This is a genomic window from Paenibacillus taiwanensis DSM 18679 (assembly GCF_000425125.1).
In the GTDB taxonomy this organism is placed as follows: domain Bacteria; phylum Bacillota; class Bacilli; order Paenibacillales; family Paenibacillaceae; genus Paenibacillus_B; species Paenibacillus_B taiwanensis.
In genome coordinates, this window is sequence record NZ_KE384306.1 from 711,545 (window position 1) to 726,894 (window position 15,350).

The 15,350-nt window shown below is 44.9% G+C and carries 13 protein-coding genes; all 13 read left to right on the forward strand.

All coding sequences use genetic code 11. The annotated features are described in order from the left end of the window. The first annotated feature begins 41 nt into the window (after positions 1 to 41). Positions 42 to 563, forward strand: coding sequence for a GrpB family protein (locus H509_RS0112155; RefSeq protein WP_028545328.1), 522 nt, complete (start codon positions 42 to 44; stop codon positions 561 to 563). 120 nt (positions 564 to 683) lie between these two features. Continuing rightward, positions 684 to 1,433, forward strand: coding sequence for an alpha/beta fold hydrolase (locus H509_RS26765; RefSeq protein WP_051287003.1), 750 nt, complete (start codon positions 684 to 686; stop codon positions 1,431 to 1,433). A 106-nt stretch (positions 1,434 to 1,539) separates the two neighbouring features. Beyond that, positions 1,540 to 2,952, forward strand: coding sequence for an FAD-binding oxidoreductase (locus tag H509_RS0112165; RefSeq protein ID WP_051287005.1), 1,413 nt, complete (start codon positions 1,540 to 1,542; stop codon positions 2,950 to 2,952). Further along, entirely contained in the window at positions 2,953 to 3,543 is a 591-nt protein-coding gene (locus H509_RS0112170; RefSeq protein ID WP_051287007.1) for an MFS transporter, read from the forward strand. It begins immediately after the preceding gene. Positions 3,544 to 3,631: 88 nt separating this feature from the next. Next, positions 3,632 to 4,402 carry a class I SAM-dependent methyltransferase gene (locus tag H509_RS0112175; RefSeq protein WP_245596032.1) on the forward strand — a complete coding sequence of 257 codons (771 nt, stop codon included), beginning with the start codon at positions 3,632 to 3,634 and terminating at the stop codon, positions 4,400 to 4,402. Positions 4,403 to 4,574: 172 nt separating this feature from the next. Then, positions 4,575 to 5,114 carry a GNAT family N-acetyltransferase gene (locus H509_RS0112180; RefSeq protein ID WP_028545332.1) on the forward strand — a complete coding sequence of 180 codons (540 nt, stop codon included), beginning with the start codon at positions 4,575 to 4,577 and terminating at the stop codon, positions 5,112 to 5,114. 289 nt (positions 5,115 to 5,403) lie between these two features. Next, a complete protein-coding gene (locus H509_RS25090) occupies positions 5,404 to 6,909 on the forward strand; it encodes a spore germination protein (protein ID WP_051287009.1) in 1,506 nt (501 codons plus the stop codon). 31 nt (positions 6,910 to 6,940) lie between these two features. Then, entirely contained in the window at positions 6,941 to 8,062 is a 1,122-nt protein-coding gene (locus H509_RS0112190) for a GerAB/ArcD/ProY family transporter (RefSeq protein WP_051287011.1), read from the forward strand. After that, positions 8,059 to 9,192, forward strand: coding sequence for a Ger(x)C family spore germination protein (locus H509_RS0112195; protein WP_028545334.1), 1,134 nt, complete (start codon positions 8,059 to 8,061; stop codon positions 9,190 to 9,192). The genes H509_RS0112190 and H509_RS0112195 overlap by 4 nt, the downstream gene beginning before the upstream one ends. A gap of 250 nt (positions 9,193 to 9,442) precedes the next feature. After that, positions 9,443 to 11,884 (forward strand): nitrite reductase large subunit NirB, encoded by a 2,442-nt coding sequence (nirB, locus tag H509_RS0112200; protein ID WP_028545335.1) that lies wholly within the window; start codon positions 9,443 to 9,445, stop codon positions 11,882 to 11,884. A 23-nt stretch (positions 11,885 to 11,907) separates the two neighbouring features. Continuing rightward, entirely contained in the window at positions 11,908 to 12,255 is a 348-nt protein-coding gene (locus tag H509_RS0112205) for a nitrite reductase (NAD(P)H) small subunit (protein WP_028545336.1), read from the forward strand. A 37-nt stretch (positions 12,256 to 12,292) separates the two neighbouring features. Beyond that, positions 12,293 to 13,075, forward strand: a complete 783-nt coding sequence (locus H509_RS0112210) for a formate/nitrite transporter family protein (protein ID WP_028545337.1) — start codon at positions 12,293 to 12,295, stop codon at positions 13,073 to 13,075. 296 nt (positions 13,076 to 13,371) lie between these two features. After that, positions 13,372 to 15,186: an oligoendopeptidase F gene (pepF, locus tag H509_RS0112215; protein ID WP_028545338.1), complete on the forward strand. Its 1,815-nt coding sequence runs from the start codon at positions 13,372 to 13,374 to the stop codon at positions 15,184 to 15,186. Positions 15,187 to 15,350: the final 164 nt, after the last annotated feature.

Below are 15,350 nucleotides of genomic sequence, written 5' to 3' on the forward strand. Positions count from 1 at the left end.
TCGTTATCGACGGTTAAACGAACCACTAACGGAGGTACTCCATGGAAGAAGTTATTGTGGTAGAATACTCAACTAGTTGGGCGCATGAGTATGAGATAGAGCGTATGAAATTGGAGGAGGCGCTATTAGATCTATCCATCCAGATAGAGCATATAGGCAGCACCGCAATCAATGGTCTAGGCGCGAAGCCTGTTATAGATATAATGGTGGGAATTACTGAGTTGTCCGTTGTGAAGGAGAGCCATAAGGAGCGTTTGTTGCAGATCGGTTATGAATATGTGCCTAAACCGGAATTTCCAGACAGGTTATTTTTTCGCCGTGGTAAGTGGAGGGCAGGAACTCATCATCTTCATATGTACCCGTTGGGAAGCACAGCTTGGTCGAATCAACTATTGTTCCGAAATTACTTGCGTGAGCATTCTCAAGAAGCGCAGCAGTATTATAAGTTAAAAAAACAGCTTGAGCAGTGCCATAAGTATAACCGAGCTGCTTACACGCGTGGCAAGGACAGTTATATTAAGCAAATACTCCTTAAAGCCGCGGCATCCAAGAAAGTCATATAGGGGTTATGGAACTGCAAGAGATGTTTTTCAAGCTTAAGCCCCTTAACTAGAATAGATTACTCATCTGAACATGATATAATCTGTAATTAAATCAGAATAGAAGATTCAGGAGGGATTCATGTGCAATACGTGTCACAAGTCGTACATCATGGCGGAACAACGATACATTATTTGGATTCACAACCTGAAAGCAGTTCTGAGCTCTCGCCATTACTCATTTGTCCAGGTTTATCACAGACAGCAGAAGAGTGTGTCGAATATATGAAACAGCTTCATTCTCGCCGGTGTGTCGTTCTATCTTTTCGAGGGCGGGGGAAGAGTGGAACACCAGAAACAGGGTATTCATTGGAGCATCATGTTGCTGACATTGCTGCGGTTGTGGAGCATGCTGGCTTGGACCGATTCCATCTGTATGCATATTCACGCGGGGTCTCTTATGCGATTGCTTATGCTATGCAGACCCCAATGACCATATTGTCACTTGCTATACTCGATTATCCCGCTGTACATAAACGAATGGAGCAATCTTGGGCTGACGCCTATATTAATGACTACTTAATTCCATTTGGGCGTACAACTCACATTAGAGCTGAGGCTGTTTACCGCATCCAACAGGAATCCGTGGAGGTGGAACTGCAAGTACCTGCTCACATCCGGTTGCTCGTTATGCGTGGTACTTTAGAAGGATCACTCCTTGACGATACTGACCTTAATCGTTATTTGACCAGTCATCCTGATGCTGAAACGGTTCATTTTGCTCACTCCGCCCATGATGTGGAGCACACAGAGGCACATTTGTTGTATGCTGCGCTCCAACGATTTCTGGCGGACAGCCCTTCAAGTAGCAATCCCGAAAATCACCTTGTATAATAAATGAAGAATATAGTAAATAAACATATAATTTACTATATGTTTACAAGGTGGTGAATTTCTATACATGGTTCATCGTGTAAGACATGCATCAAGGTGGAGGACCTTGGCTGTCGTTATGTTGTATGTCATCCTGCTTGCTGGATCGGCTTGGTACCGATTCCATGAAAAAGAGCAGTTAGAGATGACGGATGCTGGACGAGTAATGTCTGCTCGGATCTTTGAAACGATAGTCGTCTCAACTGACGCTGATATCCAACAAGCGCTAACTAAGGCGCGACGCCTCCATAAGAAAATATCCATTTCAGGAGCACGGTATAGCCAAGGGGGCCATATCTTCTACGAAGATGCAATCGTGCTTGATATGCGTGCTTACAATCAAATGCTCAGGCTAGACAAGGCGCATAAGGTGCTGCGAGTACAGAGTGGAGCGACTTGGGAGCAGGTTCAGGATTATATTAATCCTCACGGTTTTGCTATTCGTATGATGCAGTCTTCCAATATATTTACAGTCGGTGGTTCGATCAGTGCTAATGTACATGGCCGCGACCCGAATGAAGGTCCGTTAATAGATAGTATCCAATCATTTAGACTTATGACGATGGATGGACGAATCATTCAAGCTAGCCGTACAGAGAACAAGGAGCTTTTTCGAGCTGTAAATGGGGGATTTGGTTTAATGGGTGTTATTTTGGACGTAGATTTGCAATTGACAGATGATGAGTTGTATGTGGAGCATATGGTGCCCATGACGTATAAGCAGTTTCCGAAATATGTTGATCAAAATGTGATCTCAAACCCGATGGTAGCATTATCAGTAGCAAGATTATCAACGGCTCCCCATTCTTTTTTGACCCAAATGTACACCATTAATTATGAGCGTACAGATGAGCCATTAACACCTGCGTATAGAGAATTGCAGCATCAACGTGGTATAGGCACGGCTAAATTTATATTCGGTTTGGCCCGTAAATGGGATTGGGGCAAAAATGTAAGCTGGAAGCTGCAAAAGCAACTGTTCGCTCATGAAGAAGGGATGTTCATTTCTCGTAACAATGCGATGCGGCCTGACGTTTCATTTGCAGAATACAAAGATGTGCAGAAGACAGATGTATTACAAGAATACTTCGTTCCGGTACAACAGTTTGTACCGTTTGTAGATGGTTTAAGACGCATTTTAAAGGAGGAGCAGTTGAATGTTGTTAACATAACGGTGCGATATGTCCCCAGATCGAGCGCAGCACTGCTTTCGTACGCCAGACAGGACAGCTTTGGCCTCGTGTTGTTAATCAATCATAAAAAAAGCGCTGCCGAATTGAAGCATTTGCAAGCCGCTACTCAACGACTGGTGGAGCTTTCCTTACAATTTAAAGGGAGCTACTATTTAACGTATTTACCATTTCCGACTAAAGAGCAATTCAGACAGGCCTATCCGCAGGCGGAGCTGTTTTTCCGCATGAAGCGTAAGTGGGATCCAGAGGAGCTATTTATGAACGAATTTTATGCGAGGTACAAGTAAATGAAGTCGATTGTTCAGGCACGAACTAGTACATCCAGATGGAGATGGCTTATGCTCTCCCAAAGCATGATGACTTTAGGGGCGGGCATCGTATTTCCATTTTATCTTATATTTGTAAAAGAAATCGGTGGCGACTTTACGGAATTTGGCTTGTCCTATGGGCTGTTTACTTTATGTGCAGCCTTACTTAGTATATGGTTTGGCAAATCTTCAGACCGTTTCGGCAAAGTCCGTTACTTGGTTATAAGTGCGTGGGGAACGTCCGTGTTGTTTTTACTATTTCCTCTAGTAACAAGTATCGTGCAGATCTACGTACTTCAAGTTGTAATGGGGATTTTCGGTGCGATGCAGCGTACTTGTGAACGGGCGCTATTAGCTGATTTGACAGAAAGCGGGCGAAGCGGAGAACAGATCGGTACATACCAAGCAGGTGTGTCCATATGCGCGGGGATTGCGGTCATCGCAGGTGGATTCCTGATCGATTTATTTACGCTTGACCTCATGTTTTACATAGGCTCCGTCCTATTGTTTGTTAGTGGACTTATGATGCTACGAGTCAAGGAGCTATACGCGCAGGACCATCATACTTAGATGAGCGTCATGCGGTGATGTGCGCGATTTGATGCTGAAAATCTAACTTCATTTCATATCGAATCAGATAAAAGAAAGGATGGTACAAATGACCATACTGCAAACACGACCTTTTTCCCATTATGTATCGGATGCGTTACAGGGGTTTACTGGCTGGGACTTTTCTTATTTAGTCGCCACAGGTCGGATGAGTGAAAGTCCACTCCCTTGGAACTTGTATACGCTGATCGAACCGCTCGTACGCGATGCCAAGAGCTTGCTTGATATGGGTACAGGAGGCGGTGAATTTCTAAGCCGGCTGGCGCCATTGCCGCCTCATACATATGCCACAGAGGGGTATAGGCCCAACGTATCAATTGCAGCAGAAAGATTAAAACCTTGGAACGTTCAGGTCGTCGCTTATGAAGATGAGCAACAATTGCCGCTGCCATCTGCTCATTTTGATCTTATTATGAACCGACATGAATCGTTCGCACCACAGGAAGTGTATCGAATGCTGAAGCCTGGCGCTTTGTTTATAACTCAGCAGTGCGGCGGTCACAATGATATTGAATTTAACCATATGTTGGGTGCCCCTGATCCGGTGTATAAGGATTGGAGCTTGGAGAGTGCGGCTGAAGGAGTAAGGGCAGCTGGATTGGAAATAATAGCGCAGCAGGAGCATAAGGGGATCACTCGCTTTTTTGATATAGGTGCTATTATATATTATTTGAACATTATCGAATGGCAAGTGGAGAATTTTAGTGTAGAACGTTATGAGCAGCAGCTGCGAAATATTCATGATCAATTGGTGACGAAAGGTTATGTGGACGTGACATGCCACAGATTTCTCCTGGCTGCCCGCAAAAAGGAATCGTAACTTAGGCCCTCATAGTGGTATAATGATTGTTATGATGCTAGGGAGCGCTTGCTGAAGACATCAAGAAACGGGAACTTGATGTCTTTTGTTTCTTATTGAAGAATGACTCAGCAGTCGGTGGCGAACGTGAAGCAGGAACACAGGATCCATCAAGGAGAGATGAGGTGGTTGCATGAGACTAATTATTCAAGCACTACATTCGGAAAAGATGCTAGACGAGTGGCGGGAAACCTTTAAGACACACGGTGTAGAACGGCCAGAAGGTTATTTCGAGCGTTGTTATGACGAATGTAATCAAGGCGAGCGTGTTAGTCTTCTGGCGTACGTTGACGATAAGCTAGCCGGATGCATTCACTTAAAGTTGATATCTGATTATGCTTATTTTGCCTTACATGATGTTCCTGAAATTAATGATTTATTTGTATTTCCTGTTTATCGACGTTTAGGAGTTGCCACCCGTCTAATTAGCGAGCTTGAGTTAGAAGCGGTGAATAGAGGCAAAAACTATGTCGGTATCGGTGTGGGATTATATCCTGATTACGGGCCTGCCCAGAGATGTTACGCTCGACTTGGTTATGTACCAGATGGAAAAGGTATTCAATATAACAATCACACGGTAACACCTGGCGCAACAGTATGTGTTGATGATGACTTGCTTATCTACTTGGCGAAGCCGCTTGCAGAGCATCAGGATCATGTTCCTTATGATTAACCGATTCACGAGCACAACGTGCATTCAGCCTGACCAACAATGAACGCTAATAGACTAGACTACACCCTGTGTAGCTCTGGTCTTTTTTTATGCATTCACAACCTCTTACTCCCGATTTAAAGGGACTTTATTGGGACAGGTGCTATACGAGCATGAACATTCCTTTACTTGAACATGTGCATGATATGAGGCAAAACGGGGAACAATTCGGATACATTGTTAGCTGATTAACTGTTTAAGGGAACAACATTTCATCATGAAATGCGACAGGTGAAAGGAGATCCGGAAATTGTCAACATTCAGTTATCAAATCTTTGATAAGTTAGGAAAGCTGCTGAATAACAGCTCTGATTTGGTCGTTAAGAGTGTGGATAATGATATGGCCGTTGCTTATATGTCGTGTGTAGTACAAGGCAGCGAGTTGAATGCACACATCCTGTCCGTGCTGATGAATCAAGATCACCGACTCACGTTAGAGCAGGTGTTGACGGTGATCCCGATCGGCGGAAGCGAGATATTGCCTGCCATCGATGATACAGCGGCTGTTAAGCTGCTGCAAGGGCGGGTGTTAGTCGCTGTAAGCGGGCAGCAGGGTTGTGTAATGATTGATGTAGCTGACATTCCGACCCGTCAGCCTTCCAACGCTGAAAATGAAACGTTAATGTTTGGTACGATGCAAGCTTTTATTGAATCGCTTGATAAAAATGTGGCGTTGATGCGTTCGTTTATAACAGATCCAGCGCTCTGCAATGAGCAGTACGCGGTAGGGGAGCGGACACGGACACAAGCTTGCTTGCTTTATTTGGACGATGTGGCGGACCATCAATATGTAGACTTGGTTCGGATGCGGATTAAGAACATGAAAAGTGATGGCGTCATTGGAAGCGCACAGTTTTTGCAATTAATTCAAGACAGCGGCTATTACTTATTTCCGATGCTTAGTTTAACGGAAAGACCGGATCGAGCAGCTCAAGCTATACTGGAGGGAAAGCTGGTAGTTATTGTTGAGGGGAATTCGCAAGTAATTATTGGTCCTAATTCGTTTGTTGATTTTTTCGTATCGACGGAGGATCGTTTTTCCTCATGGGGCTTAGGAACTTTTTATCGAATGATACGTCTTATCGGCTTGTTTATGTCCGTATTTCTAACCCCTGGGTACGTGGCAGCATTAACTTTCCACTACGAAATTATCCCTACAACGCTGCTCGCACCTCTTATTATATCCCGGTCCTTAGTTCCGTTTCCGCCGCTGATTGAAACGTTAGTTTTGGAATTGACGATGGAATTGCTGCGGGAGGCAGGGGCGAGACTGCCAACGAAGGTTGGTCAGACGATGGGTATCGTGGGTGGTATCGTCATTGGGCAGGCTGCGGTACAGGCTGGTTTTACGAGTAATATTCTAATTATGCTTGTGGCGTTGGCCGCGCTCGGGTCGTACACAACACCCAATTATATGATGAGCGGAGCGATCCGATTTGTCAGATTTCCGATTATCGTATTTGCAGGCTTGTGGGGCGTGATCGGCATCGTGTTTATGACGGCGCTCATTATTATTCATTTGTTGAAAATGACAAGCCTCGGCAGACCTTACATGTATCCGATCTTTCCATTTCGGGTGAAGGAGATATGGCGGGACATGCTAGTAACACACGATTCCCATTTTCAACATAAGACAGGCTTCACGCAAAATGAGCATACACATGATGAGCTTCTGAGTGGCGATCATGACCATACGAAGCGAGAGCAGGATAAGGAACATAGCCAAACCGCCCAGCCTGCCAAAAGGCGGCGCTAATGAATAAAATGGAAATAAATGAGGTATCCAGATGGACATCACGATTCGGCCCAAGCCCCATTATAAGTTTCAAGCGTATATGCTCATTTTTATGGTGCTCAATAGTCAAATAGGCGTAGGTATCTTTGGCTTCCAGCGTTACATTTACAGAGAGTCAGGACATGATGCATGGGTGTCTGTACTTGTAGCAGCGTTGTTTTGCCACGGTTCCGCCTGGCTGATCGTATCCGCATTAAAACGTTACGAATCTACAGATTTGTACGGTATTCACCAAGATATTTTCGGAAAATGGATTGGTGGATTCCTCAGCATCTTGCTTATGATTCACTTTAGCACCATTACAATAACGATCATACGAACCTATATTGAAGCAGTTCAGTCATGGATATTCCCTAGTTTCCCAACTTGGTTAATGGTGGCGATGATGCTAAGTCTGGCCTTATACGGAGGAGCAGGCGGTATTCGAGTGATCGTAGGTATGAGCTTGATTAGCTTTGTAATTATATTTTTAATCGCAAGCTTGTATTATTATCCTTTACGTTATGCGCAGTGGTCTCGACTGCTGCCGTTACTGGAAGCTAGTCCATCCCAAATAATGTCAGGTGCGAAACATATGGGTTTTACGATGACCGGCTTTGAGGTTATTTACTTTTTGTACCCCTTTGTTCGTGATAAGCCCAAAACGATGAGGAGTATGCAAATTAGCATTGCGATATCAAGCGTACTGCTTATTTTGGTGATGGCTATTTCAATTGTATATTTTAGTGAAAACCAGCTGTTAAAAGGCACGTGGAGTTCAATCAATATGCAGAAAATTGTAAAGTATCCGTTCATCGAGAGGCTGGAATTTGTTACGCTTGCCGTATGGATGATTACTTTAATTCCAACGATTATGTTGACCACGTGGATCACGTCTAACGGATTTAACCGCTTATTTGGCTTTCGCCAATATCGCATGCGATATGTGATCTCGGGATTTATTTTTATTTGTTCGATTTTATTTGTTAACCGTGGACATATCGACAAGTTAAATGACTACATAAGTGAATCGGCTGTCATATTCAGCTTCGTCTATCCAACTTTTATTTATATATCTATTCTGATGAAGTCAAGTCTGAACAAGCTTCGTGCTAAGAGCAAGGAGGACGTATGAACAGAACGAGTAGGTGTGCGGCGCTTCTAGTGTGCTGTGTGTCTGTGCTGACAGGCTGTGTCCGCACAACGGTGCTGGAGCGATTATCTTTAGGTGTCGCCGTTGGATACGACCGCTTGCCAGATAATAAGATGGAGGTCACGACGGTTACTTTGGCATCCGTGCCGGAGGCGAAGGAGAAACGCCAAGTCGTATCCGTAGAAGCCTTAACGAGTAAAGGCGCGAGAATGGCGATGAATCAGCAGATGGCGCGCCTGCTCGTGAGCGGCCAGATTCGAGTTATTTTATATAATGATAAATTAGCAAAGGAAGGTGTCATTGATATTGCGGACACGTTAAGTCGTGATCCTTCGCATGGCGATATGATTTATCTTGTCGTCAGTGACATGTCCACACGTGACCTGCTAAGTTACAATTACTCTGAATATCCGAATGTAGGGCTGTACTTGTATGGCATGATTGATCAGAATGTACGGAATGAATGGGTGCCGTCCTGTACGGTGCATGAATTTCGCAGAGATTATTATAGTATCGGCAAGCAGCCGGTGCTGCCTATAGTTGCACGTCAGAATGGCAAAGTGCTCATTAAGTCTTTGGCTTTGTTTAAAGGCGGCAAAATGGTGGGTGAGGCAACAAGAGAGCAAGGGGCATATTTAAAGCTGCTGCTGCAAGAGAGACAGCCAAGTCAATTCGAGGTTGCTATGCCGCTTGAGGGCATGCGAAAGTTTATTAAGAAAGGAGATTCCGTACACAACAAAGTAAATGCCGTCATATCAAACCTAGGCAGTTCATCATCACTAAAGCTTGTATCCTCCTCTCCGTTAACCTTTAAAGTGAAAATTAAGATGAAAGCGGAGCTGCAAGAAATTACTGAAAATTATGATTTTACAGCTAAAGAGGCAATTGGAAATTTACAAGCAGAGCTTAGTAAAAATATGAGCGCCAAACTTATGGAAGCCTTGAATCATTTTCAAAAGTTGGATGCGGATGTAGTCGGTTTTGGTGAGGTGTATCGAAGCTCTATCCGACATTCTGGTCTAAGTCCTGAGGTGTGGCAAAAAAAGTTTCCGAATGCTCGCTTCGACGCTCAAGTGGAGGTCAACCTAATTCGGACAGGGACGATTGAGTAACTATTGTACACACTTTTGACATAGTTGATGTGAGTGTAATCACTATTGAAATATGCGGTCTATTTTAATGTAAAGATAAAGAGTGAGCTGTCATGCAGATGATGAGGAGAGTCGGCACCAGTTCACTTTTTTTACTTAACTATGTGAAATTAATAACATTATCGGTACTAGCTAACTAATGATGACGATGACAAATGTAATTGAGGCGTTTCCATGCATAACTGTAATTGGAAATGAGGAGGAAACAACGATGGCAGAGAAACAGAAATTGGTCGTAATCGGAAATGGAATGGCAGGTATGAATGCAATTGAGCAGTTGCTAAAGCTCACTGATCGGTATGAAATTATCGTTATTGGGGCAGAACCTCATCCGAACTACAATCGCATTATGTTGTCTTACGTGTTGGAAGGAAGCAAGTCAATTGATGATATTATTATAAATGATCGAGCGTGGTATGTGTCTGCTGGTATTTTGCTAATGACCGGCTGTAAAGCGGTACGTCTGGATACGACGCATCAACAAGTGATGATGGAGGACGGATCAGTGGTAGCTTACGACAAGCTGCTGATCGCTACGGGTTCCACTCCGTTTATTTTGCCTGTACCGGGTTCAACATTAGATGGTGTTATCGGGTTCCGTTCCATTGAGGATTGTGGAACGATGATGGAAGCAGCAGCTCACTATAAAAAAGCAGCTGTAATTGGTGGCGGTCTGCTTGGTCTTGAAGCAGCCAAGGGACTTGTCCAATTGGGCATGGACGTAACCGTAGTACACTTGCCAGAATATTTGATGGAGCGACAGTTGGATGTGCCGTCGGCCAAAATGCTACAGCAAGAGCTAGAACGTCAAGGCTTAAAGTTTGCTCTTGGCAAACAGACAACGGCCTTAACGGGAACTAAACGAGTGACGGGGCTAACCTTTGCCGACGGCACTTCACTTGAAGCCGACTTGGTAGTCATGTCTGTTGGAATTCGACCTAACATTGACTTGGCGATGGGGAGCGATATTCAGGTAAACCGTGGAATTGTAGTGAACGATTATATGCAGACATCGGTTCCAGGTGTATATGCGGTAGGCGAATGCACCGAGCATCGCGGCATCTGTTATGGCTTGGTCGCACCATTATTTGAGCAAGGGGCTGTCTTAGCGAAAACACTTGCAGGTGTTGAAACAGAACCTTATGAAGGCTCCATTGTATCTACAAAGCTAAAAGTTTCCGGGGTGGACGTATTTTCTACGGGAACCTTTTTGGAGGAGCCTCATCATGATATTATTAGGCTCCATGACGGGTGGAACCGAACATACAAAAAAATTGTATTGCATAATCGTGTCGTTGTAGGGGCTGTACTGTTCGGCAACATTGATGATTCATCCCGACTTGAGCGTTTGGTCAAAAAGGGCGAGCAGATGACGGAGGAATTGTATCAGGAGTTAACAGGTTCGGGAGGCTGCTGCGGAGGGAAGGCCAAGTCCAATATGGCCGCTGAACTGGTCGATGATGATATCGTGTGCGGTTGTAACGGTGTGACCAAAAAGATGATCGTAGATGCGATTGTGGTGGATGGCTTAACGACGTTGGATGCTGTGAAAATGAAGACGGGTGCTTCTCGTTCGTGTGGTGGCTGCAAGCCTATGGTAGAGCAGCTCTTGCAGCATGTGTTGGGCGAAAGCTTCCAATCCACACAAACGAAGCAAGGTATTTGTGGATGTACCTCGCTGTGCAGAGACGAAATTGTAGCGGCGATCAAGGAGCAACAACTGTATACCATTACGGAAGTGACGCAAGCGCTGGCGTGGAGTCAAGCTGAGGGCTGCTCGAAATGCAGACCTGCTTTAAACTATTATTTGGGGATGCTGTGGCCGGAAACTTATGTGGATGAGAGGGCTTCGAGATTTGTAAACGAACGGATGAATGCAAATATTCAGAAGGATGGTACCTATACAGTAGTACCACGTATGTACGGTGGGATGACTACACCCGAAGATCTAAAGAAAATCGCGGACGTTTCGATTAAATATAAAGCGTCACTCGTGAAAATGACGGGTGGACAGCGTATTGGTATTATTGGGATTCAAAAAGAAGACCTTCCAAAAGTGTGGGAAGAGCTGGAGATGCCTTCTGGCTACGCCTACGCCAAGGCTCTTCGTACAGTTAAAACGTGTGTCGGCTCTACTTATTGCCGCTTTGGCACACAAGACTCGCTTTCGATCGGAGATTTGATAGAACGGAAGTTTGAGCGGGTGGATATGCCTGCTAAGTTCAAATTTGCTGTAAATGGCTGTCCACGAAATTGTGCAGAATCTTGCACTAAAGATATCGGCATAGTGGGCAATGATGGTGGCTGGGAGATTTATGTTGGCGGCAATGGCGGGATTAAAGCACGACTGGCTGATTTATTGTGCAAGGTAAAAACAGATGAAGAATTGATGGAAATGGTAGCTGCGACGATGCAGTATTACCGGGAAACGGCTAATTATTTGGAACGGACATCCGATTGGATTGAACGTGTGGGGCTGACGCAAGTTCAAAACATGATCGTTCATGATGCAGATCAGCGGAAACGACTAACGGCCAGCATGGAAATTGCACTTAGTAAGCTTGAAGATCCATGGAAAAAAGTGGTCGGAGATCAGAAGCTGCGAACTGCATTGTTCGAAAAAGTGATCGTCAATGAACCGTGTACACATTAAACTAGAGAAAGAGGTGTTCGCTTGTGTCTGAGGTTAGAGCGGAAAGAAAAATATGTATCGGCAAGCAGGATGATTTCTTGGAGCGGGTCGGGCGTGCTGTTGAGGTAGAAGGACAAGTGATAGCGGTGTTCAGAACGTCAACACACATGTATGCGCTGCTCGATCGTAGTCCACATCCGAAAGGCGGTCCTCTCAATGAAGGCATCGTCTCAGGAAGTTTCCTATATGACCCTCTTTACGATTGGAAGATAGATATGCGAGATGGCATGGTGCAAGAGCCTGATAGCGGCCAAGTCCAGACGTTCCCGCTTATTGTTGAGGGAGAGGATGTATATCTCTTAATAGCAGGGAATCAGTTGGTCAGCAAGTAAGTAAAGTAGACGGTAGATCGGGAAATGAGGGAGAGAGATGTATCAGGCAACGATCGAGCAGATTAATGAGGCGGTTGAAGTTAAGAAGTCGTTAATGAAGTCAAGCTTTATGCGTTATGTTGTCGCTACTTTGCTTGCAGGTGCTTACGTCGGATTTGGGATTATGCTGATCTTTACGGTAGGGGGGCCGTTTAAAGCCGCAGGTGCGGCAGGTACTCCGGTCGTGATGGGAATGTCTTTTGGGATCGCACTTACGCTCGTTATTTTTGCCGGATCTGAGCTGTTTACGGGAAATAATATGCTATTTACAGTAAGCAGCTTGTCCAGACGAACACCGTGGTCTTTTACCTTCACCAATTGGATTGTCGTTTTTTTCGGGAATTTGCTTGGCGCTGTTTTGTTCAGCTTGCTTGTATACGGTTCTGGCATATTTGGCAAGATTGCTCCAGACCATTTACTGTTTTTGGCCGCTGCAAATAAGATGAGTATGCCGTTATCGGAATTGTTTTTCCGGGGAATTCTCTGTAATTGGCTCGTCTGTTTGGCTATATGGACTTCGATGCGTGCAAAAGAGGATACAGCAAAATTGATTTTGATCTGGTGGATGCTTTATGCCTTTATCGCGTCTGGATATGAACACAGCGTTGCCAATATGTCATTATTAACCGTTTCCCTTTTGTTGCCCCAACATCCAGAGGCGATTACATGGGGGGGCTGGCTGCATAATATGATTCCCGTAACACTAGGAAATGTAATAGGTGGTGCGGTGTTTGTAGGGTTTGCTTATTGGTACACGAGTTCTGCCAAAAAAGTTAAATAAGTGGAGTCGATTTTGTCGCAAAAACAGCATCAAATAGAGTCAACCGGAACCTTTGCATCCCTGCTCTTAGTTGAGACAGTGGCTGCGGGTTCTTTTTTTATGCCGATGGTCAATTGAGATTATTTAATAACCTAGATGAATATTATAGGTAGAACACACACAGAAAAATGAAAAAAACGCGATCACCAGTAACATTAAGATGAGCAGATGCTTTTTACGAGACTGCCGAAATATGGTATTATTTCTTCACGGCAATCATTACGATATCCATTTTAAACCAGAGAGGAAGTGCCAAGATGCAGAAAAGACTGTCACGGGCTAATGTACCCTTGGAAGCCACATGGAGACTGGAAGATTTATTCGCAACATCTGCATTATGGCTGCAAGAAGCGGATCAACTCTTACAGGATTTATCTACTGTTACACAATATGCAGGTAGATTAGGAGAAAGCGCTGATGCGCTGCTTGGATGTTTGGAGTCGCTCGAAGCGTTGCAGGCTCGCATCTCAAGATTTGCTTCTTACGCGCATCTTCACACCTCAGGAGACAATACAGATCCTGAAAATCAAGCACGTTCAGCACGGTCTGGCGACATCGTATCCAAAACTTCAGCAGCGCTTTCCTTTGTGTCATCAGAAATATTATCTCTTCCTGAAGGGACGTTGGAACAATATTATAAAGATCAGCCGAAGTTGGCCGTATACCACCGTTATTTGAGCCGCTTAATGGCTGTGCAGCCTCATCAATTAAGTGCGGAGACAGAAGCTGTGCTTGCTTCTCTAGGTGAAGTATGGGGAGCCCCGTACCGCATTTATTTGCGCAGTAAACTGTCAGACATGTCTTTTGAGCCAGTACAGGATAGTGAAGGTCAGACTTGGCCCGTATCATTTGCATTATATGAGAATAAATATATTCAATCGTCTGATACAGCGTTGAGAAGAGCTTCTTATGATTCCTTTACGAAGACGCTGGCCGCTTATCAGCATACATTTGCCGAGACGTATGCAACAGAAGTCAAGAAACAAGTCGTTATGTCGGGATTACGGAAGTACGATTCCGTAACGGATATGCTGCTCCAGCCACAGGAAGTATCACAGGAGTTGTATCACAATATTTTGGATACGATTCAAATGGAACTAGCACCGCATATGAGACGTCTTGCCAGTCTGAAGCAGCGCGTGCTCGGGCTTGACAAGATGCTGTATAGCGATCTTAAAGCCCCGCTTGATCCTCATTACAACCCGAAAACGACTTATGAGGATGCATGCCGTCTCATTTCAGATGCTCTTCAAATTATGGGGCCTGAATATGTAGCTATAGTAGAGAAGGCATTTTCTGACCGCTGGGTCGATTACGCGGACAATGTAGGTAAGTCTACAGGCGCGTTTTGTTCAACAGCATATGGCAGCCACTCCTACATACTCATCTCATGGGCAGACAATATGCGTGGTGCCTTTACGTTAGCGCATGAAGTCGGGCATGCGGGCCATTTTACGCTCGCAGGACGTCACCAAAGTTACATCAATGCACGTCCTTCTATGTATTTTATTGAAGCACCGTCAACGATGAATGAGCTGCTACTCGCACAACACATTATGAAGCAGTCTGACGATAAACGAATGCGTAGATGGGTCATCGAACAACTGCTGAACACGTATTACCATAACTATGTCACCCACTTGTTAGAAGGGGAGATGCAGCGTAAAGTTTATGCAGCAGCTACTGTAGGTGAAGCATTAACCGCAACACGATTAAATGAGCTAAAGCTAAGCGCACTGTCTGCCTTCTGGGGTGACAGCGTTGAGCTTGACGAGGGTGCGGGGCTTACCTGGATGCGCCAGCCTCATTATTATATGTCGTTGTATCCGTATACGTATGCAGCCGGACTGACAGCTTCAACAGCGGCAGCACAACGGATACTAGCTGAAGGCCAACCAGCTGTTGATCGCTGGCTGCAAGCACTGCGGGCTGGCGGAACATTAAGTCCGCTTGAGTTAATGAAGCTGGCGGGTGTGGATATGTCCACCAAGCAGCCGATCCAAGCAGCCGTTCGTTATGTTGGCGATTTGATTACAGAGCTAGAGCAACTGTACGTTGAATTAGACGTGTAAATGCAGCAGTGTCGCAGGTGAGGCAGCTTGTATTAGAGGGCTTTGGCTTGATGTTACTACGGTAGATGGGGTTCTGGCTTTAGGAATGTATTAGCATATAGACGAATATGCATTAGCGCAGAGCGTCCTGCTGCACCCTGTTAAGGTGTAGCAGGACGCTTTTT